The sequence below is a fragment of the Ectothiorhodospira haloalkaliphila ATCC 51935 genome (assembly GCF_000633935.1).
In the GTDB taxonomy this organism is placed as follows: domain Bacteria; phylum Pseudomonadota; class Gammaproteobacteria; order Ectothiorhodospirales; family Ectothiorhodospiraceae; genus Ectothiorhodospira; species Ectothiorhodospira haloalkaliphila.
Map to the genome: position 1 here is coordinate 339,131 of NZ_KK214997.1, position 24,610 is coordinate 363,740.

Here is a 24,610-nt window from a genome sequence, read left to right on the forward strand (position 1 = left end):
TATTAGGAGACCCTAAATCAACGGAGAGGGAAGCACCATGACGATTGATCGCGCAGTACTGGCATTTGCCGGTGGCATGATTCTGCTCAGCCTGCTGCTGTCGCTGCTCAGCCCCCTGTGGCTGTGGCTCACGGCATTTGTGGGCCTCAACCTGCTGCAATCGGCCTTCACCGGGTTCTGCCCGCTGGCCATCGTGCTCAAGAAATTCGGCATGAAACCGGGCGAAGCCTTCAGCTGAATTCGACCCGGCTCATGCCATGCCCGTGGTTAGCGGGTGGCGACCCCAGGGCCTGAGCCCACCTCTTGATCATTGGGGGTGAACTGACTACCGCCCCTTCCCGTTTTCGGGGAGGGGGGTGGTCCTGGACCCGTGCCCTTGCCTTCTGGAGGACCTTCATGACCGCATCCCCCACCCACGTCGTCCATACCCTGCAACTGGGCCCCATGGACAATTTCATTTACCTGCTGGAAGACAAGGCCTCCCGTCAGGCCGCCATTGTGGATCCGGCCTGGGAAGTGGATGAAGCCCTGGAAAGGGCCCGCTCACTGGGGCTTGATATCACCCACATCCTGCTCACACACACCCATCAGGACCACATCAACGGTCTGGACGAGGTGCGTGCGCAGACCGGGGCCGAAGTACACCTGCTCCAGGCCGAGGCCGATTATTGGGGCCAGGCTCCGACGGATGCCGTGCTGCATAACGATGGTGACGAAATCCGTCTGGGCGATACCTTGATCCGCGTGCTACACACACCGGGACACACCCCGGGCGGCACCTGTTACCACCTGGGTGATGATCTGATCACCGGAGACACCCTGTTCGTGTACGGTTGCGGCCGATGCGACCTGAAGCAGGGAGACCCCAAGGCGATGCTCCGTTCCCTGAAGCGATTGCGGGACGAGCTTCCGGGTCGAACGGTCATCCATCCCGGACATGACTATGGCGTGCAGCCCACCTCCACCCTGGCGGAACAGGCTCAGGGAAACCCCTTCATGCATTTCGAGGACGAGGCGGCCTTCGTGCATTACCGCATGGAAGAACATGATCGGGTACGCAGTGGCCCTTATGGGCCGGAGAAGGCGCCGGTGGGAGCCCAGGGCAGTCAAAGCTGATGCTTCCAAAGGGCAAGGAGCGCCCTGCCCTTGCGTGGGGGCCGACCTGCCGGCGATTTGCCGCGGCAAGGACGTGGGTGCTTGCCTGCAGCCCTCTTCGCGGCCGAGGGCCGCTCCCACGGTTGCATGGAAGCATGGGGGTTTCAGGGTTCAAGGCCCTTGAGCCACTCCCGCTGGCAGACGCTGCGGCGACGCTTTTCCAGCTTCTCGCGAATACGCCCTTCCACCTCGGTCAGGGGTATGGTGTGTGCCGCGTGGATACCCTCGCACAGCAGGACGTGAAACCCCATTTCTGTCTCGACGATCGGGCTCACCTGCCCCGCCTTCATGCCAAAGAGCGCCTCATCCAGGGGAGCGAACAGGGTCCCTCTGGGTACCTTGCCCACCAGGCCGCCCTTCATGGCACTGGGACACTCCGAGTGACGGCTGGCCTGGGCGGCAAACTGCTCCACATCCCCGGTCAGGTCGTCGGCCAGGGCCTGCAGTCGCTGTCTCGCCTGATCGCGGGTATTTTCAGGATAGTCCGGATTGATGGTGATCAGGATCTGGCGCACGGTGCGTGATTCGGGCACCTGGAACCGCTCCAGGTGCAGGTAGTAGAAGAGCTTCACATCCAGATCGCTCACCTGGGCCGAGCGATTGGCCACGCGATCCAGCACGGCTTCCAGGCGCAGCTCCCGATGCAGCGCCTCGCGGAAGCTGGCCAGGTCGAACCCATGAGCTTCCAACTCTGCCGCAAAGCCGGCCTCGTCCGGGTAGCGACCACGAATCTCTGCCAGGGCATGGTCCAGCGTCTCCCGCGGCACATGCACATCCGGCGCCTGGTCCGATGCCAGTGCCCGAGCACCGATCTCATAGGCCCGGGCCGAGCGGGCACGCACAGTCCGTCGCTCTGCCTCATCCAGTTTACCCAGTGGCTTCTCGAAGCTGTCCAGCGCCGTGCGCAGTTCAATGTAGGCCAGCTCCGGGCGATGTTCCAGTGTGGGCGTCATACGGCCTCCCGCTCAAAATGCTTGATGTGGATTCACGGTGTCATGTCTTCCCCCGGAGGGTCTCCAAGGGCCGATTCGGGGACCTGCAGGACACGCCCCTCAAAATTCACGTGGTACTCCACCCCATCGGGCAGGTCCCGCAGTACCTTGCAGACCTCGCCCACCACACCGGCCTCCACCACCGGCTGCCCCTTGATGCCAAGCGGCACCCGGGGCGTCACCTTGTCGCGGAACTCGTAGCGGGTGGGCACCCAATGGGCATCGGCATCCAGCAACTCCTCCTGGCGGCAGCCAACGATGCGGCCATGCTCCATGAAGTTGACGGTGTAGATGACCTGATCCTGAAGGAATCTGCCCATATCGATCACCACGCCGATACTGCCCCTGGGCACCAGCAGACTTCCCCGATCCATGCCCGGATAGCTGCCATCGTTGCGGACCGGGCGCACCACGCGCACCCGTTCACCATATTCGTACATGGGCTTCATGTGCTGTTCCTTATCCTTGCCATGCCTTGAGTCTCGGGCGGGTGCCCGTGGATGGGTTCATGACTTGCGGCCGAAGGCCTCGTCCAGGGATACGTAAGCCACGCCCGGAGGGGGACGCTGGAAGACCTTGAATACCTTCTCGGTCTGGGCATCGGAATTCACGAAATCGCTGTAGGCCTGAGCCAGCAGGCCCCGGTACAGGTCCCTCAATGCGCCAGCGTCGCCGGATTCTCCCGGTGTCTGAGCCGCCAGGTAGTCATGGAAACGCTGCAGGATATGCAGGCGGTTCACCTTGACCGTGGCCTCGTCGTAGGGGATGTCGAAGTACTCCAGAAAGTCCTCGGCGGATTCCAGATCCTGGAGGTCGTCTTGCAGGGCTTCAGCGTTCATGGCGTGATCCTCTTTGGGGGTTTCAGGTGAGGGCGTGATGCGCGGTTGATATGGGGGCGGCGGCCAGGCTGTCCAGTTCCTGGTACCACAGCGCCAGTTCACGCTCGGTCGGTGCCCGTTTGGTCCGCGAGGCGGCGCTTCGGATTCTGGATAGCAGCAGGGTGGCCTCGGCACGGCCCAGGGTGATCCCCAGACGTGCATAAGCCTGGATCACCGCACTGCTGCCGGAGTGCTTGCCCAGCACCAGCCGATGCTCCCGGCCCAGTTCCGCCGGGTCCACACCCTGGTAGTTGGCTGGGTCCTTGAGCAGGCCGTCCACATGGATGCCGGCTTCATGGGTGAAGACGCCCTCACCCACCAGGCTCTTCTGCCAATGAATGGGATGACCGGTGGCCGTTTCCACCAGGTGGGACAGGGTCTGAAAACGACGCAGATCCACGCCGGTGTCGATGCCGTGCAACTGCCGCAGACCCAGCACCACCTCTTCCAGGGCAGCGTTGCCGGCCCGCTCCCCAATGCCGTTGACCGTGGTGTTCACATGGGTGGCACCTCCCAGGGCAGCGGCCAGACTATTGGCCGTGGCCAGCCCCAGATCGTCATGGGCATGCATCTCGATCTCCAGGTCCGAAGTGGCCCGAAGTCGGCGCAGGCGTTCCAGAACGGTGAACGGCTCAAGGATGCCCACGGTGTCGGCAAACCGAAAACGTCGGGCTCCGGCCTGCTGTGCCGTCTCCATCACCCGCGCCAGAAAATCCACGTCGGCCCGAGAGGCATCCTCCCCTCCCACGCCCACCTCCAGACCCAGTTCCCGGGCCTCGGCCACATGGCGCCGGATGCACTCCAGTACCCATTCCCGAGTGCGCCCGAGCTTGCGGGTGATCTGCTGATCCGACACGGGAATGGACAGGTCCACCATATCCACACCCAGATGGGCGCAGGATTTGAGATCATCGGTGCGCATGCGGCTCCAGACCAGCAAACGGGCGTTGAGTCCCAAGCCTGCCAGCATGCGGATGGAGTCGCATTCCTCGTCCCCCATGGACGGGATCCCCACCTCCAGCTCCGGCACGCCCAGTTCATCCAGCCCGCGGGCGATGGCAACACGCTCGGCATCGTTGAAGGCGACACCAGCGGATTGTTCACCGTCCCGAAGGGTGGTGTCGTCGATGACGATGGTAGGGGGGTGGGTCATGGGCAGCTCGCTCAGCACAGGTTCCAGAAATAATTAAGCGAGTTCCATGCCAACTTACAGATGACTGATTACGCGAAATTTTCTGTGTGATCGCCGTGTTTCCGGGTGTCGTTTTGCGACCTCCGGGAGGGAGTTGTGGGATTTGCTACATGGGTCGGGGTTCGGGGGACACGGCAGACAGTGAGACAGGAGTGAACGCTTCACGCCCGTGAGCCCCTCTCCCCTTTGGGGAGAGGGGTTGGGGTGAGGGGAAAACCATCACGCATAGGCTGGCGCAAACGCTTGCTCAGGATTCTCCACCGGACCATCCTCACCCCAATACGGCGACATCTTGCGCAAACGGGCCACGATGTCCGGCATCACCTGAATCACCCGATCCACCTCTTCCTCCGTATTGAACCGGGACAAGGAGAACCGTACCGACCCGTGAGCAGCGGTATAGGGGATCCCCATCGCCCGCATCACATGGGAGGGCTCCAAAGAGCCGGAGGTGCAGGCCGAACCGCTGGACGCCGCGATACCCTGATGATTGAGCATGAGCAGGATGCCCTCGCCCTCAATGTACTCAAAGGCCATGTTCAGTGTGTTGGGCAGACGGTTGTCCACATCCCCGGTGACAAAGGCGTTGGGGATCTGTTCCAGCAACCCGGCCTCCAGGCGATTTCGCAGGGCGCGTACCCGCTGGCGCTCCTCGTCCAAATGGCTCAAGGCCAGTTCCGCGGCCTTGCCCAGGGCAATGATGCCCGGCACGTTTTCCGTGCCGGCCCGACGGCCCCGCTCCTGATGCCCACCGCGCAGCATGGGCCGGAACCTCAAGCCACGCCGTACATACAACACCCCCACGCCCTTGGGTGCATGCAGCTTGTGACCCGAGATGGAGAGCATGTCGATGCAGGTGTACTTGAGATCAATGGGCAGCTTGCCCACGGCCTGAACCGCATCGGTGTGGAACATCACACCCCTGGCGCGGGCCATCTCGGCCATGCTTTCCACCGGAAACAGGGTGCCCGTCTCGTTATTGGCCCACATCACCGACACCAGGGCCACCTGGTCCGACAATACCCGGCGGTAGTGAGCCAGATCCAGGCGACCCTGACCATCGACGCCCAGGCGATGGATGGTGTAGCCCTCCTTTTCCAGCTGCTCACAGACATTGAGTATCGCCGGGTGCTCCACCTCCGTGGTGATGATCTCCCGCCGCTGGGGCTGGGCACGCACGGCGGACAGGATGGCCGTGGAATCCGATTCGGTGCCACAGGAAGTAAAGATGATCTCCGAGGCATGCTCGGCCCCGACCAGGGCCTGCACCTGCTCACGCGCCTGCTTCAGGGCTCGCCCCACCTGATCACCAAAACTGTGCATGGAAGAGGGGTTGCCAAACTGCTCGGTCAGGAACGGCAGCATGGCCTCCACCACCTGGGGATCCACGCAGGTTGTGGCGTTGTTGTCCATGTAGATGGGTTTCATGGTCTATTCCCCCATGGCCATGGCACGCACGTTCATGGGAGGCAGGGCCCCCTTGCTGGACCGCGGCGCCTCGGTGGCGTGATTTTCCGGGTCGAACGCCTCCCCCTTTTCCGCCAGCACCCGGGTGAGGACTTCCTCGATCCCTTCATGACAGGTGGAGCAACCGCCCCCGGCCTTGGTATAACCCGTCACGTCCTGCACCGTGCGAAGGCCATGGGCGCGGATGGTCTGCTCGATCTTCACCGCATCGATGGCGAAGCACTTGCAGATCAGGGCACCTTCCTCGTGATCATCCTTCCAGACCTCGCCGCGATAATTGGCAATGGCGGCCTGCAGGGCCTCATGTCCCATGACGGAGCAATGCATCTTCTCCGGTGGCAACCCGCCCAGGGCATCGGCAATATCCTCGTTATTGATGCGCTCGGCCTCTTCCAGGGTCAGGCCAATGATCATCTCGGTGAGCACCGAGCTGGAGGCCACCGCGGAACCACAGCCGAAGGTCTGGAAACCCGCCTCCTGAATCACGCCACTCTCCGGGTCCACCTTGAGCGTGAGGCGCAGGGCATCGCCGCAACTGATGGAACCCACCTCGCCGGTGGCATTGGCGTCACGCACCACGCCGACGTTGCGGGGGTTGAAGAAGTGCTCTTTCACCTTCTCGGAATAATCCCACATGATCTTGACCCTCCAGGGTGTGTGCCGTCATACCGCCAGAGCGGCGGGGGCATGGGTGTGGCATTTCTTGGGGCAGACCTGAGAGCAGGCCTCGCATCCAATACAGTCCATGGCATCGGCAAGCCGCATGACCATGGAGGTGTCGTCGGAGAAGCCGTCGTCATCGTCGTCTTCGTCGTCGTCCATCTCCCGCTCCACCAGTTCAAAGCAGTTGCGGGTACAGACCTTGAAACAACGGCCGCAGCCAATGCAGTTCTCCTCCTTGAGTTCCATGATGAAGGCGGGTGTCCACTGGGTGCCGCCACGGGTGACGCCGGTAATGGGGTTCATGGTTCTGTGCCTCTTCTCGTATGTCTTATGATCTTGTGTCTTGTATCGTTTCGGTCATCAAAGACCGGCCACCTTGGGGTGGTCACCAATGATGTTCAGGGCCACGGACAGCAGCTTGTCGGCCTCGTTCTTCATCTTTGATGGGCTGTCAAAGCCAAAGCGGTGGACGTCACGCAGGCTCTTGTCCACCACGATCAACTTGCCCACCGCGATGATCACGCGACCGAAACCCTCGCGATTCAGGCTCATCATGGGCGAGGCCAGCAGCCCGCACTCCCGTTCAATCATCATGGCCAGGGCGTTGTAGAACACGTGTAGACGGGCAATGGCGCCCGCATCGGGATCGCCCACGATGGGTATCGCCCGGCGTTGCTCGGCGGTGAGGATCAACTGCTCCAGTAGCTGCGCATCGGCTTCGGATTCGCGGGTGCCATAGGTATCCAGAGCGCGCACCTGACGGATCACCTCCCGGATGAAATCCGTCTCCAGGATGGGGTCGTCGGTGGCAATGATGGCGGTGGCTGTATCGGTGGTCATGGTCGAATTCCTGATCGGACGTTGATGTCATGCGTTGGCAAGAGGCGATGGACCGGGTGGCCGGTCACCCCTCCTCTTCCCAGGGTTCGCTGGCCATGGCGTCAAAGCGACTCGGGTCGCCTTGCTGACGCTGGACGGCCTTGGCCATCCAGGGGGGTGGGGTGTGCTCTTTCAGGCAGGTTTGCAATTCGCGCAGCAGGTCGGAAATGCGCGTGCCATGGGACACCCGCACCGGCTGAGTACCCAGCGCCAGGAGTTGTTTCACGGCAGATGAGCCGGCGGCGGCGCAATAAACGGCCGCACACCCCTCCAGGCATTCGAACTTGGCCAGCAGCTTGTCTTCGCCACCGTCCTGGGCCTGCTCGCCAAACTGAGCCGCCTCCACCAGATCGGCGCGCTCCTGGGTCAGCCGGTAGATGGCCATCCCCCGGGCGGACCCGAAATGTTGATCCACGCGGATCATGTCCGTGCTGGCAAAGGCCACCCGAATCATTGCATTCCCCTCTTCCATGGCGGCAGACTCAGTGCCAGATGGCGTGATCACTTGCAGACGACGCTGTAGTGTCATGCTGCGGTTCCTCCCAGGTTTGGGCTTCGGGATGGGCGTAGATGGATCGGTACGGCGCCACGTCATGGCTCGGGTTCGAAAGCTGCAGATTGGCCAGATCGAACAGGGCCTGGCGGGCACCCGCATATCCGATCCAGGTGCGCTGAAATCCCCCCAGCCAGTCATACTGGGGAAAGCCCGCGCGCAGCAGGGGGATGCCCAGGCGTCGGGCGGGCTCCACGCCATGGGTATTGGCGATCAGGCACTGGGCCCCTCTCTCGCCAGCCAGGGCTTCCAGATCCTCCAGGTCGCCAATCTTCACCTGCTCTGCCGCCACCCGCTCAAGCACCGGCGCCCGGGTGGGCGCCACGGCGGCCACCACCTCACCCCCCATCTCCCTGATCAGATGTGAAAACCCATGCAGCAGGTCCGGGTCGGCGGCGATGGCCACACGGGAGAAGCCCAGCATGAAATGGGTGTCCAGCATGGCGTCCTGAAGGCGGGCACGTTCCCGCTGCAGGCGTGGCGGCACTGGGCGGCCGCTGAGTCGGGACAGGGTGAGCATGAGCTCATCCGTAGCCTCCAGGCCCATGAGACTGTCGAAACGGACATTGGGTACGCCGGTGCGAGCCTCAAGATGCTCCGCTGCGCTGCCCATGGAGGCCCCCATCACCAGGGTGGCGGCGGATTGCCCCAGCCGATCCAGATGACTCAGCGGTGTCCCACCCGTGGTGAGCGCTGACAGACGGGCCTCGGACAGATGCCCATCGAGCGAACCGGAGAGATCCGGCACCATCAGGGGTTCCAGACCGAAAGCTTCCACCATGTCCTTGAGGCATTCCACATCGCCCGGTGTGAGCGCCGCGCCAGCGAGGATGTTCACCTGCCCGGGGGCCGCCCCCGCCTGTCTTGACTCCGGTACCTGGTGATCAATCAGTGCCGTAACGGCCAGTGCGAAGCCTGTTTCCGCCGATCCGGAAAAGTCCGGTGTGGACACCGGCACCACGGCCACATCGGCAAATTCCGGATGCTGCTGACGAAATTCCCGGATCACCCGCTCCACGTCGGCGCCCTCGGTTTCCGAAAGCCCCGTGGTGAGCACCCCAATCAGGTCGGGCCGGGACTTGCCACATACGGTGGCCAGACCCTCCACGAGGTTCTCATCAGCGCCCATGACGGCACTGACCTGATCCATGGCGGTGGTCTGCAGGGGGATGGGTTCCCGAAAATGGCGCACCAGAAAGACCTTGGCAAAGGCCGTGCAGCCCTGGGAGCCATGTAACATGGGGATGGCGCGATTCATGCCCAGCATGGCCAGCGCCGCCCCCAGGGGCTGGCTGGCCTTGAGGGGACTGACGGATAGAGCCTTGCTACGACGAATGATCCGGGCCATCTCAGCGGGCCTCCTGATGGGTGTGGGTGTCCAGGGGCATGCCGGTACTGTCCCAGGGGGCAGGCTGACGCACGTGGGGCCAGATGGGGCTCTCCAGGGTCAACGCCAGTTGACGGGCCAGCTCCAGCATCCCCTGGTAGCCGGCGTACGCGGACTCGCGTTCCTGATTGATGTCCAGGAAGGGAATACGGGCCTTGAGGGCGGTGTACATGTTACGTCCCCCGGCGATGAGCACGTCCGCCCGGGTTTCCTCGAAGATGCCCAGCAAGGCCTTGGGATTGCCGTCCTCGATCATGCGGGCGTCCTCCCCCATGAGTTCGCGGATGCGGGCCTTGTCTTCCTCTGTGGACTTGCGAGTGCCGGTGGCCACCACCTCCATGCCCAGGTCCTGAAGGGCCGAAACCACGGACCAGGATTTCACGCCGCCGGTGTAGAGCAGCACCCGCTTGCCCGCCAGGCGTTCCCGCCAGGGGGCAAGTTCGGCACGGATGCGGGCCTCCTCACGGGCAATGAGGTCTTCAGTGCGTCTCGTGAGGTCCGGATCGCCCAGCAAGCGGGCAAATTCACGCAGGGCGTGGGACATGTCGTTGATGCCGTAGAAACTGCCCTCGAACCAGGGGGTGCCGTAGCCTTCCTGGAGCTTTCGGGCCACGTTGATCATGGCCTTGGAGCACACCATCATGTTGGCCTCGGCCCGGTGCATGGTCTGCACCTGGTGATAGCGGGCATCCCCGGACAGGGTGCACAGCACACGCAAGCCCAGTTCATCCAGCAACGGCAGCACATGCCAGAACTCGCCGGCGATGTTGTATTCACCGATCAGGTTGATGTCATGCACCGTGATGCCGGGGCGCTGAGCCGACTCGGGCGGCGGCTCGGGTTCTCGGCTGCCCACCACCTGCTTGACCATGGACTCGCCGGCAATGCGATTACCCAGGTTCTTGGAGCCATAAAAGCCTGCGGCGTCCACGAACACCACCGGCACCCCCCAACGCTCCTCGGCCACCTTGCAGACCGCCTCCACATCGTCACCGATGAGGGCGGGTACGCAGGTGTTGTATACAAAGACGGCTGGCGGATTGAAGGACTCCACCGCCTGGCGGATGGAATGCAGCAGACGCTTCTCGGAGCGCCCCATGATGACGTCCTGCTCGGTCAGGTCGGTGGTGAGGCCCAGGCGGAACAGGTCGGGCCCTGAGGAACGGGTACCACGGTTATCCCAGGAGTTGCCCGCGCAGGCGATGGGGCCGTGAACAATGTGGGCCACATCCGCCACCGGTAACAGGGCGATCTGGGCCCCATCAAATGCGCACCCCCCGGCCGCGGCCCCGGGCCTGGGGCGGGCGCAACCGGACTTTTCCTTGGTGTTGTGGTCGCATGCCGGTTCATCCAGCAATGCCTTGATGTCCTGTGCCTTCATTGTCTGCTCCGCTGCGGAATCGGCTTTGCAGGGAGTATTGCAAGAGGCGGGCCATCTTCAACTTATTGTTTATTATGAATTTCCTGACTCAGCGGCATGTAGCAAAGGCGACAATAGGGAGGTCAGGCAACAAATCAGCCCTCGCCGAACCGGGCCACTGTTCCTGGCTCGCGCCCCATCACCTTCGCCAGCCAGGGCGGTGGCGTACCTTCCAGCACCGCCTGCAGACGGGCGATCACCTCGGACGCCGCAGGACTGTCCGGCAACTTGATGGGATGCACACCCACACGGATCACCTTGGCTGCCGCCGGGCCACCGATGCTTTCCACATACAACAACTGACAATCCGCCAGCAGTTGCGCTCGCGCGGCGTTGCGATCCTCGGCCTTGTCGGCCTCGTCGGTGAAACGAATCTCCACCAGCCGCGCCGCAGCCTGGGACACCTGATAGATCAGAAACCGGGCACAGGAACCAAAATGACCATCCAGTATGTCCCCGGTATTGGAGGCCAGGGCGATGCGGATGGAGCCGGGCATATCATCATCAGCCAGCGACTCCACGGCGGGCAGATCCGGCTCCACCTCCCGTTCGCCAGACAGATAGCGCACCGCCATTTCCAGACTCTGGCTGTTGCATTCGTCCTGCTCGATGTCGGGATGGCGGGTGCGTTTGAGGCCCTGCCTGAGATCCTCGGCCGTCATCGAGGCCAGCGCCTCTTCCTTGATGGGAGCACCAATGCGCTCGATGATGATCTCGAGCAATCGGGGTAGTTCAATCCCGGGCAGGACCTTCTTGGCCAGGGCAATGCGCAGGGCGCATTCACGGTCGAGGATATCGGTGGACATGGGGGTACCTCATCGGGATTTGATTCGCTGGCGGGCGGGCACTTCTTCGCGGGCAGGACCCCGCCCCGGGCATGTGTATTCACGTGAAAGAACCAAGGTTCAGCTACGAACACTCCCTTCTCCCCCACGGGGGAGAGGGGCTTGGATCATATCTTTAGAGAGAGTTGGTCAGAGACGCTTGGCCCGCAGGGTGATGGGCAACCGCGGGGCCTCGTCCATGGGCTCCAGGAAATAACGGGAGCCATCGGCCAGAGTGATCTCGCCACCCCAGCGCCCCGGCCCTTCATGCTCCATGGAGACAATGGCCTCTTCCAGGTCCTTTTTGGGGACGTAGAAGGACATCCCCGACTCCGTCTTGTTGATCATGACGCTTGGCATGGTGTGTTCTCGCTTGGAAATATTGACCCTCCTCCCTTTCGGGAGGGGGCAAACTGGATGCCTGGGAAGGCTTCCTGCCCTCCGTTGCCCCTCATCCCCGGCCCTTCTCCCCCCAGGGGGGGAACTCACCTCCCCCGAGGAGAAGAGAGCCCCTCTCCCCCATGGGGGAGAGGGGTTGGGGTGAGGGGCGAGGAGCCAGCACCCCTTACCGCACCAGGTCGTAGTTGTAGTCCGTCACACCCATCTCCTGGGTCTCGTCATCCAGTTGCTCCAGCACCGAGTTCACCAGGGTGGTGAGGATGTACATGCCGCCCTCATAGCCCAGGGTGGTCATGCGGTGCAGGTGGTGACGATCGAAGATGGGGAAGCCGATCCGCACCAGCGGCACCTTGAATTCCTTGCCCTTGGCCAAAGTGTCACGCTCGATGAACTTGCCGTAGGAATTGCCGATCAGGAAGTCCGGCTTGTCGGTGAACACCAGGGAGCGCAGGTGCCACAGATCCTTGTTGAAATACACCTCGGAGTTCGCGCCATAAGGGCTTTCCGAGAGCATCTGTTCCATGGCCTTCTTCCAGCGCTTGTTGGCATGGTTGCACAGGATGTGACGCGGCTCGGCCCCAAGTTCCAGCAGGAAGCGGGTCATGCCCATCACGAAGTCCGCATCCCCGTACAAGGCGTACTTCTTGCCATGCAGCCAGGTATGGGAGTCGGTCATCATGTCCACCAGGCGGCCCCGCTCCTTTTCCAGGGAGGCGGCGATGGGCTTGCCCGTGATCTCCGACACCTTCATCAGGAACTCATCCGTGCCCGTCAGCCCCATGGGGATGTTGATCTTCGGGGCCTCGTGATGCCAGGTGTTCTTGACGAACTTGCGGGTCTTGTCCAACTGCCACGGCTGCAGCAACAGGGTGTCATGGGCGTTGGGCGCATCCTTGAGTTCGTCCTGCGTGGTGCCACCGGCGTACATGCGGTATTCGCCATCAGCCGGGGTGTCCAGCACCTCCTCCGGATCGCACAGCAGGCTGTAGTCCACCCCCATCTCATTCATCATGCGCTTGATCACCCGGTAGTTGCCCAGGTAGGTTTCGAAACCCGGCACCAGGTTGATCTTGCCGTTCTTGCCCGGCTCCTTGTCTTCCATGTGATTGAGGGTGAAGTAACGGATGGTGCCCTCGAACATGTTGTCCCAGCCCGTGGTGTGGCTGCCCACAAAGGAAGGCGTGTGGGCGTAGGGCGTCGGGAAGTCTTCCTCGATGAATCCTTCCTTGCGGGCATTGCCGATGAAGGCATTCAGATCGTCGCCGATCACCTCGGCCATGCAGGTGGTGGACACGGAGATCATGTCCGGCTTGTACAGGGCCTTGGCGTTCTGCAGACCATCCATGATGTTCTTCTGGCCACCGAACACCGCGGCGTCCTCGGTCATGGAGTCGGACACACAGGCGATGGGCTCGCGGAAGTGCCGGTTGAAGTAGGTACGGAAGTAGGCCACGCAACCCTGGGAGCCATGCACATAGGGCAAGGTCTTCTCAAAACCCAGGGAGCAGAGCACCGCGCCCAGGGGCTGGCAGGCCTTGGCCGGGTCGACGGTGAGGGCCTCGCGCTGGAAGTTCAGTTCCTTGTATTCCTCGGTGGTGGTCCACTCGAAGACCTCACGGATCTTCTCCGGGCTGTGGGCCTCCTCGGACGTTTCCCGCTTGCGGGCCAGCACCTGCTGGTAGTCTTCTTCCTGAAACAGGGGGTAACAGGGCTTGATGTTTTCGGGATTCTGGCTCATGGTCTCTTCTCCTGCCGCGCCACCAATCTGTGGACTACGGTCTGGGGAACATCATCAGGTGGTCACCGTGGCGCCGGTCGCGTCGGCGCCACGGGCAGGTTTTTCCTCAGGCGACCTTCTTCCAAGGGGCCTGCAGCTTGTCCCAGCAGGGATTGTTCAGGGTCATGTCCATATCCCGGGCGAAGATGGCAAAACCGTCGTAGCCGTGATATGGGCCTGAATAATCCCAGGAGTGCATCTGACGGAAGGGGATGCCCATCTTCTGGAAGATGTACTTCTCCTTGATCCCCGAACCCACCAGATCCGGACGCACCCGCTTGACGAATTCCTCCAGCTCGTAGCCGGTGACGTCGTCGTACAGCAGCGTGGCATCGCCCATTTCCTTGATGGTGCGGTCATAGTCATCGTTGTGGGCAAACTCGTAGCCGGCCCCCACGATCTCCATGCCCAGGTCCTCATAGGCACCGATCACATGACGGGGACGCAAGCCACCCACATACAGCATGACCTTGCGGCCTTCCAGGCGCGGACGATACTTGGCGATGACCGCGTCCATCTCGCTCTGGTACTTCTCGATCACCCGCTCGGCACCTTCCTTGATCTTGTCGTCGAACAGATCGGCGATCTTGCGCAGGCTCTCGGCAATCTTGGTGGGGCCGAAGAAGTTGTACTCCATCCAGGGCAGGCCGTACTTCTCCTCCATGTGCCGCGCCAGGTAATTCATGGAACGGTAGCAGTGGAGCAGATTCACCTTGGCCTTGGGTGCCAGTTCCAGTTCGGAGATGGTGCCATCCCCGGACCACTGAGCGATCACACGCAGGCCCATCTCCTCGAGCAGGATGCGTGAGGCCCAGGCGTCACCACCGATGTTGTAGTCCCCCGTGAGGGCCACATCGTAGGGGGTGGACTCGAAGCTGTGATCATCATCCCGGCGCGGCAGCACCGAGTCGCGGATGGCGTCGTTGGCGATGTGGTGACCCAGGGACTGGGACACACCCCGGAAACCTTCGCAGCGCAGGGCCACGACGGGCTTGTCCGTTTCCTTGGTCTTCTTCTTGGCCACCGACTCGATGTCGTCCCCGATCAGGCCCACCGGGCACTCGGACTGGATGCTGATGCCCTTGTTCAGGGGGAACAGGGTTTCCATCTCGTCGATCATCTTCTCCAGCTTCTTGTCACCGCCGAAGACGATATCCTTCTCCTGGAAATCGGAGGTGAAGTTCATGGTGCCGAAGGTGTTCACCCCGGTGTGGCCGGTGTAGTAGTTGCGACGCCCCGCACGGGAATACTGGCCGCAACCCACCGGGCCGTGGGAGATGTGGATCATGTCCTTGATGGGGCCCCAAACCACGCCCTTGGAGCCTGCGTAGGCACACCCACGGATGGTCATGACACCAGGCACGGACTTGCGGTTGGACACCAGACACTTCTTGGCCTGTTCCACATTGGGGTCGTTGACGGTCAGGTGTTTGGCGCGATCCTTCCTGGCCTTTTCCGGATAGACTTCAAGCACTTCCTGGATGAGGGCTTCAGCCTCGTCACGTTTCATAGCGCACATTTCGATGGACTCCTCTGTTCGCCGCCACTCATCCGTGGACATGCGTCAGGTGGAATGGGGTGGGACTGGGTTCACCGCCGGGCAGCCCCATGGGGCTTACCCGACCGCTTTTCGAGGCATCAGGCGGTGGCCTGATCCGCCTCAACCGACTTGCCGACGATGCTCTCGTCCTCCACATCCATGATGCCGAACTCCATGAGCAGGTCTTCCAGCTCATCCATACTGCACGGAGTGGGCACGACGAAGTGCTTGTTATCGACCACCTTCTGGGCCAGCGCGCGATACTCGTCCGACTGCTTGGACTTGGGGTTGTATTCCACGCAGGTCATGCGACGGATCTCGGCACGCTGCACATCGTTATCGCGGGGCACGAAATGAATCATGGTGGTACCCAGCTTGCTGGCCAGGGCCTCGATGAGCTCATCTTCCCGGTCGGTATTACGACTGTTGCAGATCAGGCCTGCCAGGCGCACGCTGCCGGAGCTGGCGTACTTCACGATACCCTTGGCGATGTTGTTGGCGGCGAACATGGCCATCATCTCGCCGGACACCACGATGTAGATTTCCTGGGCCTTGTTCTCGCGGATGGGCATGGCGAAGCCACCGCAGACCACGTCACCCAGTACGTCGTAGAACACGAAGTCCAAGTCGTCCTCGTAGGCACCTTCCTCTTCCAGGAAGTTGATGGCCGTGATCACACCGCGACCAGCGCAGCCGACACCCGGCTCGGGACCGCCGGACTCGACGCACTTGACGTCGCCGAAGCCGGTCTTGAGAACATCTTCCAGTTCCAGATCTTCAACGCTGCCGGCGTCAGCAGCCATCTGCATGATGGTATTCTGTGCCTTGGCGTGCAGGATCAGACGCGTGGAGTCAGCCTTGGGGTCGCAGCCGACGATCATGACCTTCTTACCGGACTCCGCCAGGGCGGCGACCAGATTCTGGGTGGTGGTGGACTTGCCGATACCGCCTTTACCGTAGATTGCACATTGACGTGTGGGCATGGCTTTCAATCTCCTCTGCCTGAGCTGTGGACTGTGTGTGTGTCTTCATCAGGAGGGATTGCAAGGCACGTGCCAGCTGCCCTTTAAACAATTAAATCACTGTTTTTAAAAACTTTAAAACACAACAACCGGACCGTCACTACGCGTGGGATACCCGACAAAGACCCTAACTCTGTATGGATAACGACACGTCCCCTCCCCCCAGCCTGCCTGCCTGCGCCCGCCTGCCCATCAACCGCTGCAACCTGCCGGCCGTGATCCTGGGCAGCCTCACCTACCAACAGCATCCAACACCGCTCATGCTCGATGGTCTGGGTGATCTGCATCGCTACCTGTGGCAACACCTGGACACACTCGATACACCCGAACTCAGGGCCGAGGACTTCAAGGCCTACATGCGCGGTCATTTCTGCCTGGATGACCTGTCGGCCTGCGGACTGGAAGGGGACGGGGGGCGCGGCAATGCGGATTACCTGCGCCTGGTGCGGGGCTGGTGGTTCAACCCGGACGGGCGCGAGGCGGCGGTGCTCAAGGGCTGGGTGGAATCACGCTTCGGGCTGATGACCCGATTTCACCGCCAGCCGCTCACGGACAACGAAGGGGAAGGCTATGCCCGCTTCATGCACGAACGGACTTGTGGGCTTTACAACACCAATGCACTGGAATCGCAGATGGATCTGCTGTTCGGCTTTTGTCAGTACGAACTGGGCCGACAATATCCGGAGCAGACTCACCTCACCCTATACCGAGGGGTGAACGGCCTGGAGGATCACGAAGTGCTCTGGCGCAGGGGCAAGCGGGCCGTGGTGCTGTTCAACAACGTGAACGCCTTTTCCAGCCATCGGGAGCGAGCAGACGAATTCGGGGACTACATCCTCACCGTTCGGGTGCCGTTGGCCAAGGTGTGCTGTTTTCAGGAACTGTTGCCCGGACTCCTGAGGGGGGAAGGGGAACATCTGGTGATCGGCGGGGTGTACGAGGTGAGCCTGAGCACCCTGTGAGCGATCACGATGGGCGCCGATACCAGAACCAGCTCAGCCGCCGTGAACGCAAGGCAAACGGCACCAGCAAAACCACCAGAGTCATGAGCAGATGCTGCCAGGGGCCGAACCATTCGGTCTTGCGCCCTGAAGTGAGCACCGGGGGGTCATCCAGGATGCGAAACACCTGGCCTCGGCTACGGCCATCGCGGGCCAGACGTCGGGACAGGAACACTTCCTCTCCGGCATACACCCGCTCGGTGAAGCCCCCTACCCTCTCGAAGGCATCGCGGGTGCAAAAGAGATAGCAGCCAGCCGCCAGGCGCAGCCGGGAGGACAACCCATTCCAGGTGATCACGCCCAGTCGATAAGCCGACAGGGAGAGACGATCAAAGCGGATACGCGCCCCACCCCCACACACCTGGCCGCTACCCAGGGCCTGCAGCGTGGCCCGAAGCAACGCGCCATCGGGCCAGGTATCGGCATCCACGAAGATCAGCCATTCACCGCGGGCCTCGGCGGCACCGGCGTTACGGGCGCGGGCGATGCGCTGTTCCGGCTCGAAGACCACCCGGGCACCGGCAGCCTCGGCGGTGGCGGCGGTATCGTCCGTGGAGGCATTGTCCACCACGATCACCTCCGAGATCTCCGGCTGCTCCGCACGGGCGGCGTTCACCGCCTCCAGGGTCCGGCCAATCCACTCGGCCTCGTTCCAGGCGGGGATGATGATGGAGACTTGGGGGTATTCCGACATGAGGTGAAGGGGCGCTCCGGAAAAAGTTCACTCGTTCAGGGCAAGGGCAGCGGGGCTCAACCAGGGATAGCTGTCTCGTAAAACTTCCCAGTCCTCAGGCGTATCCAGATCCTGCCGGGGTTCAAGCTCATCCCAGGACCACCCCAGGGCCTCGAACCGCGACCGGGTCTGCGCCAACACCTGATCCGTGCCCCATTCGATACCCTGGAACACCTGCGGTTCCACCCGACGCATGCCGATCAGCACATAGCCCCCGTCATGGGCTGGCCCCAGTACCGCATCCCGACCCGACCGCAGGCTGTCCGCAGCCTGGCGGATATCCTGCACCGTCATCTCCGGACAGTCAGTCCCGATGACAATGGCCCCACCAAAGCACTCCAGGGCACGCCCCAGGGCTTCCTGAATACGATCACCCCGGTCGATACCCTGCTGGGAGGTCAGCGCGCAGCCGTAATCCACGGCCAGCTTGCGCAGAAAGGCGTGACTGGCATCCGGGGCACCATGGATGATCACCGAACCGCAGTCGGCAGCACAGGCCACCATCATGGCGTGACGTACCATGGCCTTGTGGATACGGCAGGCATCCTCGGCGCCCACTGCCGGGATCAGTTGGGTCTTGGTGCGCCCTGGCACCGGGGCGCGCGTGAACACCAGGACCGGTATTTCCTCAACACTGGCAGACATGACCATGCCCCTCACCCGACCCACAACCGGGCATTGCGGAACATCCGCAGCCAGGGGCCATCCTCGCCCCACTCGGCCGGGGCCCACGCATGCTGCACGGTACGGAACACCCGCTCCGGGTGCGGCATCATGATGGTGGCACGACCATCGTGAGTGGTCAGCCCGGTGATGCCCTCAGGGGAACCATTGGGGTTGAAGGGATAACGCTCCGTCGTCTGACCAAAATGATCCACATAACGCAGCGACACCAACCCGGAACCCGACAAGGCATCCACATCCACATTGCCCAGTGCGACACGACCCTCACCATGGGAAACCGCCACCGGCAGACGCGAACCGACCATCCCTTCAAGCATGATGGATGGGCTGTGGGTCACCTCCACCAGCGAAAAACGGGCCTCGAACTGCTCGGAGCGATTACGCACAAAACGGGGCCAATGCCCTGCCCCCGGGATGAGGTCCTTGAGTTGGGAGAGCATCTGGCAACCATTGCACACCCCCAGGGAGAAGGTGTCCGAACGCTCGAAGAAGGCCTGGAAGGCGTCCCGCAGGCGCGCGTTGAACAGGATGGATCGAGCCCATCCCCCGCCGGCACCGAGCACGTCACCATAGGAGAATCCACCACAGGCTGCCAGCCCCTGGAAGCTGGCCAGATCCACCCGGCCCTCCATGAGATCGGTCATGTGCACATCCACGGCGCAGAAGCCTGCCCTGTGAAAGGCTGCCGCCATCTCCAGCTGACCATTGACGCCCTGCTCCCGCAGGATGGCCACCCGGGGCCGCACGCCCGTCTGAATGAAGGGCATAGCCAGGTCATCTGTCGGGTCGAATGTCAGACGGGCATTGAGGCCCGGATCATCATCCGGCATCAGGGCCTCGAACTCCTCCCGGGCGCAGTCGGGGTCATCCCGCAGGGCCTGCATGTGGTAACTGGTGCGAGCCCAGCACTGCTGAAGATTGGACCGGCTGTCAGCAAAGACCACCTGATGACCGCGCCGGAATTCTATCTGCCCGGTGTCATTCAGGGTGCCGATCACATGACTGTGATGCGCCAGGCCGGCACCATGCAGCATGGACAACACCTCTTCAGTATCATCGTGACGCACCTGGATCACGGCGCCCAGCTCCTCGCAGAATAGCGCCGCCAGGGTGTCATCACCCAGATCGTCCAGGTGCACGGTCACCCCCGTGCGTCCGGCAAAGGCCATTTCGCACAGCGTAGCCAGCAGGCCGCCATCGGAACGGTCATGATAAGCCAGCACATGCCCCTCGCGCCGCAGATCCTGGATGGCAGAGAAGAAACGCTTGAGGGTGTCCGGATCATCCAGATCCGGGGCGTGATGCCCCACCTGACCGGTTACCTGGGCCAGGGCCGATCCGGCCAGGCGCTGGCGACCCTTGGCCAGATCCACCAGGATCAGGTCAGTATCACCCTGATCGGTGCGCAGTTCGGGCGTGAGGGTAAGTCGTACATCCGATACCGGCGCAAACGCCGAGATGATCAGCGACAAGGGCGAAGTCATGAGGCGCTGCTCGCCGTCCTGCTCCCAGACCGTGCGCATGGACAGGGAGTCCTTGCCCACCGGGATGGCAATCCCCAGGCGCGGGCACAACTCCTCTCCCACGGCGCGAACGGTATCGAACAGGGCCGCATCCTCGCCGGGGTGCCCGGTGGCCGCCATCCAGTTGGCGGACAGGCAGATCCTCGACAGATCCTCCACCGCAGCGGCGGCGATGTTGGTGATCGCCTCACCAATGGCCATGCGCCCCGAAGCGGCCGGGTGAACCATGGCGATGGGCGCTCTCTCACCCATGGCCATGGCCTCGCCGGTGTAGGCATCGTAATCACTGGCGGTCACCGCCACGTCGGCCACGGGCACCTGCCAGGGGCCCACCATCTGATCCCGGGCCACCAGGCCGGTCACGGTGCGGTCACCGATGGTGATCAGGAAGGACTTGGAGGCCACCACAGGCAGTTGCAGCACCCGCTGCACGGCCTCGGCCAGATCCACCACACCGGTATCCACTTCCGGTTTCTGGAAGGTTTGATGATGCACATCGCGCAGCATCTTGGGGGGCTTGCCCAGCAGCACTTCCATGGGCATGTCCACAGGCGTTGCATCAAGCAGGGCGTCGCCTACCAGCAGGCGCTGCTCCGCCGTGGCCGTACCCACCACCGCGAACGGCGCCCGCTCCCGCTCGCACAGGGCCACGAAATCATCCAGGCGATCCGCCTCGATGGCCAGCACATAGCGCTCCTGGGCCTCGTTGCACCAGATCTCCATGGGGGACAGGCCTTCCTCATCGGAGGGCACGGTACGCAGTTCGATGCTGCCCCCACGACCGGCATCGTTGAGGATCTCGGGAATGGCATTGGACAGACCGCCGGCCCCCACATCGTGAATGGAGAGCACCGGGTTGGCCTCACCCAGGGCCGTGCAACGGTCGATCACTTCCTGACAGCGGCGCTGGATCTCCGGATTGCCTCGCTGCACCGATGCAAAATCCAGTTCCTGGGCACTCTCGCCACTGGCCATGGACGAGGCCGCACCGCCACCCAGGCCGATCAGCATGGCCGGCCCACCCAGCACCACCACCGGTGTGCCCTCGGGCAGGGCCTGCTTCTCGATATGCTCGGCGCGCATGCTGCCCACCCCGCCGGCGATCATGATGGGCTTGTGGTAGCCCTTGAGCTCGAGGCCCGAAGGCCCGGGCACTTCAGCCTCCAGGGTGCGGAAATAGCCCGCCAGGGCCGGGCGCCCGAATTCATTATTGAAGGCCGCCGCACCGATGGGGCCCTCCAGCATGATGTTCAGGGCCGACTCGATCCGCTCCGGCTTGCCAAAATCCTCCTCCCAGGGCTGTTCCAGGCCGGGAATGCGCAGGTTGGATACGGAGAATCCGCACAGGCCCGCCTTGGGCTTGGAGCCGCGACCAGTGGCGCCCTCGTCACGGATCTCGCCGCCAGAGCCGGTGGCGGCACCCGGGAAGGGGGAGATGGCGGTGGGGTGGTTGTGAGTTTCCACCTTCATGATGATGGGCAGATCCATCTCCACGGACTGGTATTCGCCAGTGCGGGCATCAGGGATCAGGCGATGGGCCCGATGGCCCTCCATCACCGAGGCATTGTCACGGTAGGCGGAGAGCACCCCGTCGGGGGACTGGGCATGGGTATTCCGGATCATGGCGAACAGGGATTTTTCCTGAGGACGCCCGTCGATCACCCAGTCGGCGTTGAAGATCTTGTGCCGGCAATGCTCGGAGTTGGCCTGGGCGAACATCATCAGTTCCACATCGGTGGGGTCGCGACCCAGGGCCTCGTAGGCCTCCACCAGGTAATCGATCTCATCGTCGGTGAGCGCCAGACCCAGCTCCGTGTTCACCCTCTGCAGGGCGCTCTTGGGATCTGCGCCCCGCTCCACCACCCGCAGCGGCGCCGGAGAGGCCGTGGAGAACAGCCCTTCGGCCTCGTCCCGGTCGGTGAGCACGGTCTCGGTCATGCGGTCATGCAGCAATGGCAATACCCGGTGAAGCGCCTCGGTGCCCAGCGCAGTGTCAGCCTTGAGCCAGAAGGCCGTACCCCGCTCGATCCGCCGTACCACGCCATCGAGCCCGCAGTTGCGGGCAATGTCGGTGGCCTTGCTGGACCAGGGCGAGATGGTACCCAGGCGCGGCACCACCAGCACCAGCTGCCCCTGCTCTGCCGATGCGTCATCAGGCTGCTCGCCGTAGTTGAGCAACTGCCCGAGCACATGGTGCTCATCGGGGGTCAGCTCCCGCTCCGTCTGCACGAAATGCTCGAATCGGGCCCACACCCCGCTGATCTCCGGCACCTGACGACGCAGATCCTCCAGCAGGCGTTGACGACGAAAACTGGACAGGGAGGGACTACCCGGAAGACACAGCATTGAAGACCCCGAACTCAGGCTTGAAAAGCCGTCCATGATACTTGAAAAGCGCCCCAAAAGCCCCCGACTGCCCCTACTGGAACCACAGCAGCTCCCCATGGGAGCTGCTCCCGGAAAAGCCCCCACCCCATGCTCCTTGCATACCTCCGTGGGAGCGGCCCTGGCCGCGAATCCCCCCTCAGAACGCGATCAGGAAAGAGCAGCCACCCCTTTTTTCTTCCGGGCGCGCTAGTGACAGGGAACTCCCCCCCGGGTACCATGTCTATTGTTACAACACCGGGGGCGACCTGGCTTCGACGTGGGTCGTGAAACCTGAGGTGCATGCCGAGGATACAGCTTACCTCGTAAATCATGCTGTAACGCTATAGTTGCCAACGACGACAACTACGCTCTGGCCGCTTAAAAACCGGTCAGCCTCTGACGGGACCTGCTTGTGGGTTCTACTCAGAGGTCATCGCACACAAGCTCGCGGAGCGGACCTGCCCGGGTCTTAACCGTTAAAACCAAGCGGGCTCGCGCTGCGGTATCCTGTTCGTCGGAGACCAAGGCGTTAACCTAAAAGACGAACTAAGCATGTAGTACCAAGGGCGTAGGGCTTGCGGACGCGGGTTCGATTCCCGCCGCCTCCACCAAGTGAGCATTCAAAGCAGTCCAATGAAGTCTCTAAGCCCCCGGAAACGGGGGCTTTTTTTGTGTCCGGCATCCACCCGAATCCAGGAAAGTTCTTTGACAGCCGGGGGCAAGTGGGGGCAACATTGGGGGCAACTCTGTAGCCCCCTGCAGGAGTTGCCCCCATGCCCCTGACTGACGTCGCCGTTCGCAAGGTCAAACCCTCCGACAAGACGAAGAAACTCTTTGATAGTGGTGGACTTTATTTGGAAGTCTCCCCCTCCGGTGGCCGCTGGTGGCGCCTGAAATATCGTTATGGAGGGAAGGAAAAACGCCTATCTCTTGGTGTCTATCCTGAGACCTCACTCAAGGAGGCCAGAAAACGGCGAGACGAATCCCGACAGCTACTGGAAAACGGCGTTGACCCCAGCGTCAGCCGAAAGGCTCTGAAATCGGCCCGCGCTGAAAGCTCGGCCAACAGCTTTGAGGCAGTGGCAAGGGAATGGTTTGAGAGGCGCTCAACGGACTGGGTTGAAGACCACGGTAACCGGATTATTCGCCGCCTTGAGCGTGACGTTTTCCCGCGCATCGGCAGGAGACCTATTAGCGAGATTAGCGCCCCCGAACTTCTGGACGTATTGCGTCGCATTGAAAAACGTGGAGCCATCGAGACAGCCCACCGCGCCCTGAGCAACTGCGGTCAGGTTTTCCGCTATGCCATCGCCACCGCCCGTGCTGAACGGGATCCTTCGGGCGACCTTAAAGGGGCCTTAACCGCAGTCAAGGCCAAGCATTTTGCGGCAACCACTGATCCGGACCGACTGGGTCTCATGCTGACCGCGATGGATGGGTACCACGGAACAACTACCGTGCGTTGCGCTATGCGACTGGCACCGCTGGTTTTCGTGCGGCCCGGGGAGCTGAGAAAAGCCGAATGGGCACACTTCGACTTAGGGGCTGCTGAATGGCGATACCAGGCCAGCAAAACCGCAACCCCCCATATTGTACCCCTCTCCCGGCAGGCCCTGGAGATCCTGCAAGAAATACACCACATCACCGGCAATGGCCGCTACGTGTTTCCCAGTGCGAGAAGCCCCAGCCGGCCAATGAGTGACAACGCAATCCTGGCCGCCATGCGCCGCATGGACATCGGGAAGGATGAAATGACGGGCCACGGCTTTCGGGCCGTTGCCAGGACAATTCTCGACGAAGTGCTCGGGATTCGCCCCGACTACATTGAACACCAACTCGCGCACAGGGTTCGCGACCCCCATGGACGAGCCTACAACCGCACGGCTCACCTGGACGAACGCCGCAAGATGATGCAGGTCTGGGCGGATTACCTTGACGCGATCAAATCCGGCAAGACCGGTACCGATGCCCTGCCCTCGAGCGATCAATCCCTGGCCTCCTGAGACCCGATCGGAAACCCTGAAGACCAGCGGAGATCCAGACCTGGCAATACCTGCCCCCAGCGGGATTCAAGCCTAGACACGCGATGGGATACAGAGGCCCTATAACTCCAGAGAATTGATTTATCCCAAAACAATCTTAGAGAGCATATCA

At 62.3% G+C, this 24,610-nt stretch carries 23 protein-coding genes and 1 other RNA gene; 5 read left to right on the forward strand and 19 right to left on the reverse strand.

Going from position 1 to position 24,610, the window contains the following annotated elements; genetic code table 11:
• The first annotated feature begins 37 nt into the window (after window positions 1-37).
• Window positions 38-238, forward strand: coding sequence for a YgaP family membrane protein (locus tag ECTHA_RS0107500; RefSeq protein ID WP_025281984.1), 201 nt, complete (start codon window positions 38-40; stop codon window positions 236-238).
• 158 nt (window positions 239-396) lie between these two features.
• Window positions 397-1,116, forward strand: a complete 720-nt coding sequence (locus tag ECTHA_RS17520) for an MBL fold metallo-hydrolase (protein ID WP_025281985.1) — start codon at window positions 397-399, stop codon at window positions 1,114-1,116.
• Window positions 1,117-1,259: 143 nt separating this feature from the next.
• Here the strand turns inward: ECTHA_RS17520 and nifM are convergent, their stop codons facing one another.
• From nifM to nifH, 16 genes are all read right to left on the reverse strand, one after another.
• Complete coding sequence (gene nifM, locus ECTHA_RS0107510) at window positions 1,260-2,108, reverse strand: nitrogen fixation protein NifM (RefSeq protein WP_025281986.1); 849 nt, start codon at window positions 2,106-2,108, stop codon at window positions 1,260-1,262.
• 32 nt (window positions 2,109-2,140) lie between these two features.
• A complete protein-coding gene (locus ECTHA_RS0107515; protein ID WP_025281987.1) occupies window positions 2,141-2,596 on the reverse strand; it encodes a nitrogen fixation protein NifZ in 456 nt (151 codons plus the stop codon).
• A 57-nt stretch (window positions 2,597-2,653) separates the two neighbouring features.
• A complete protein-coding gene (gene nifW / locus ECTHA_RS0107520; RefSeq protein WP_025281988.1) occupies window positions 2,654-2,986 on the reverse strand; it encodes a nitrogenase-stabilizing/protective protein NifW in 333 nt (110 codons plus the stop codon).
• A gap of 22 nt (window positions 2,987-3,008) precedes the next feature.
• Window positions 3,009-4,178 carry a homocitrate synthase gene (gene nifV, locus ECTHA_RS0107525; protein WP_025281989.1) on the reverse strand — a complete coding sequence of 390 codons (1,170 nt, stop codon included), beginning with the start codon at window positions 4,176-4,178 and terminating at the stop codon, window positions 3,009-3,011.
• A gap of 258 nt (window positions 4,179-4,436) precedes the next feature.
• Window positions 4,437-5,645, reverse strand: coding sequence for a cysteine desulfurase NifS (gene nifS / locus ECTHA_RS0107530; protein WP_025281990.1), 1,209 nt, complete (start codon window positions 5,643-5,645; stop codon window positions 4,437-4,439).
• A gap of 3 nt (window positions 5,646-5,648) precedes the next feature.
• Complete coding sequence (gene nifU, locus ECTHA_RS0107535; RefSeq protein WP_025281991.1) at window positions 5,649-6,320, reverse strand: Fe-S cluster assembly protein NifU; 672 nt, start codon at window positions 6,318-6,320, stop codon at window positions 5,649-5,651.
• 27 nt (window positions 6,321-6,347) lie between these two features.
• Entirely contained in the window at window positions 6,348-6,650 is a 303-nt protein-coding gene (gene fdxB, locus ECTHA_RS0107540; RefSeq protein WP_025281992.1) for a ferredoxin III, nif-specific, read from the reverse strand.
• Between the two features lie 57 nt (window positions 6,651-6,707).
• On the reverse strand, window positions 6,708-7,187 hold the full coding sequence (locus ECTHA_RS0107545; protein ID WP_025281993.1) for a NifX-associated nitrogen fixation protein: 480 nt from the start codon (window positions 7,185-7,187) through the stop codon (window positions 6,708-6,710).
• 64 nt (window positions 7,188-7,251) lie between these two features.
• Window positions 7,252-7,755, reverse strand: a complete 504-nt coding sequence (locus tag ECTHA_RS0107550) for a NifB/NifX family molybdenum-iron cluster-binding protein (protein ID WP_025281994.1) — start codon at window positions 7,753-7,755, stop codon at window positions 7,252-7,254.
• A complete protein-coding gene (gene nifN, locus ECTHA_RS0107555) occupies window positions 7,709-9,127 on the reverse strand; it encodes a nitrogenase iron-molybdenum cofactor biosynthesis protein NifN (RefSeq protein WP_026623627.1) in 1,419 nt (472 codons plus the stop codon). The genes ECTHA_RS0107550 and nifN overlap by 47 nt, the downstream gene beginning before the upstream one ends.
• Before the next feature lies 1 nt (window position 9,128).
• Window positions 9,129-10,547: a nitrogenase iron-molybdenum cofactor biosynthesis protein NifE gene (nifE, locus tag ECTHA_RS0107560; RefSeq protein WP_026623628.1), complete on the reverse strand. Its 1,419-nt coding sequence runs from the start codon at window positions 10,545-10,547 to the stop codon at window positions 9,129-9,131.
• A 134-nt stretch (window positions 10,548-10,681) separates the two neighbouring features.
• Complete coding sequence (gene nifX, locus ECTHA_RS0107565; RefSeq protein ID WP_025281995.1) at window positions 10,682-11,392, reverse strand: nitrogen fixation protein NifX; 711 nt, start codon at window positions 11,390-11,392, stop codon at window positions 10,682-10,684.
• Window positions 11,393-11,560: 168 nt separating this feature from the next.
• Entirely contained in the window at window positions 11,561-11,770 is a 210-nt protein-coding gene (gene nifT / locus ECTHA_RS0107570; RefSeq protein ID WP_025281996.1) for a putative nitrogen fixation protein NifT, read from the reverse strand.
• A gap of 205 nt (window positions 11,771-11,975) precedes the next feature.
• Window positions 11,976-13,547, reverse strand: a complete 1,572-nt coding sequence (gene nifK, locus ECTHA_RS0107575) for a nitrogenase molybdenum-iron protein subunit beta (RefSeq protein ID WP_025281532.1) — start codon at window positions 13,545-13,547, stop codon at window positions 11,976-11,978.
• A 106-nt stretch (window positions 13,548-13,653) separates the two neighbouring features.
• The gene (gene nifD, locus ECTHA_RS0107580) at window positions 13,654-15,105 is read right to left on the reverse strand and encodes a nitrogenase molybdenum-iron protein alpha chain (RefSeq protein ID WP_025281531.1); all 1,452 of its coding nucleotides are present in this window, start codon (window positions 15,103-15,105) and stop codon (window positions 13,654-13,656) included.
• Window positions 15,106-15,224: 119 nt separating this feature from the next.
• Window positions 15,225-16,109 (reverse strand): nitrogenase iron protein, encoded by an 885-nt coding sequence (nifH, locus tag ECTHA_RS0107585; RefSeq protein ID WP_025281530.1) that lies wholly within the window; start codon window positions 16,107-16,109, stop codon window positions 15,225-15,227.
• A gap of 176 nt (window positions 16,110-16,285) precedes the next feature.
• Here nifH and ECTHA_RS0107590 point away from each other — a divergent pair, with 176 nt between their 5' ends.
• Complete coding sequence (locus ECTHA_RS0107590; protein ID WP_026623629.1) at window positions 16,286-17,110, forward strand: NAD(+)--dinitrogen-reductase ADP-D-ribosyltransferase; 825 nt, start codon at window positions 16,286-16,288, stop codon at window positions 17,108-17,110.
• Window positions 17,111-17,114: 4 nt separating this feature from the next.
• Here ECTHA_RS0107590 and ECTHA_RS0107595 read toward each other — a convergent pair whose 3' ends face one another.
• Genes ECTHA_RS0107595 through purL form a run of 3 tightly spaced genes read right to left on the reverse strand, consistent with a single transcriptional unit; the run spans window position 17,115 to window position 22,435 of the window.
• Complete coding sequence (locus ECTHA_RS0107595; RefSeq protein ID WP_025281527.1) at window positions 17,115-17,843, reverse strand: glycosyltransferase; 729 nt, start codon at window positions 17,841-17,843, stop codon at window positions 17,115-17,117.
• A gap of 27 nt (window positions 17,844-17,870) precedes the next feature.
• Window positions 17,871-18,527, reverse strand: coding sequence for a TIGR04282 family arsenosugar biosynthesis glycosyltransferase (locus tag ECTHA_RS17525; protein WP_051582616.1), 657 nt, complete (start codon window positions 18,525-18,527; stop codon window positions 17,871-17,873).
• An 11-nt stretch (window positions 18,528-18,538) separates the two neighbouring features.
• On the reverse strand, window positions 18,539-22,435 hold the full coding sequence (gene purL, locus ECTHA_RS0107605) for a phosphoribosylformylglycinamidine synthase (protein WP_025281525.1): 3,897 nt from the start codon (window positions 22,433-22,435) through the stop codon (window positions 18,539-18,541).
• A gap of 278 nt (window positions 22,436-22,713) precedes the next feature.
• Here purL and ssrA point away from each other — a divergent pair.
• Window positions 22,714-23,067, forward strand: a transfer-messenger RNA (tmRNA) gene (gene ssrA, locus ECTHA_RS19425).
• A 162-nt stretch (window positions 23,068-23,229) separates the two neighbouring features.
• The gene (locus ECTHA_RS0107610; protein ID WP_025281524.1) at window positions 23,230-24,459 is read left to right on the forward strand and encodes a tyrosine-type recombinase/integrase; all 1,230 of its coding nucleotides are present in this window, start codon (window positions 23,230-23,232) and stop codon (window positions 24,457-24,459) included.
• Window positions 24,460-24,610 lie beyond the last annotated feature (151 nt).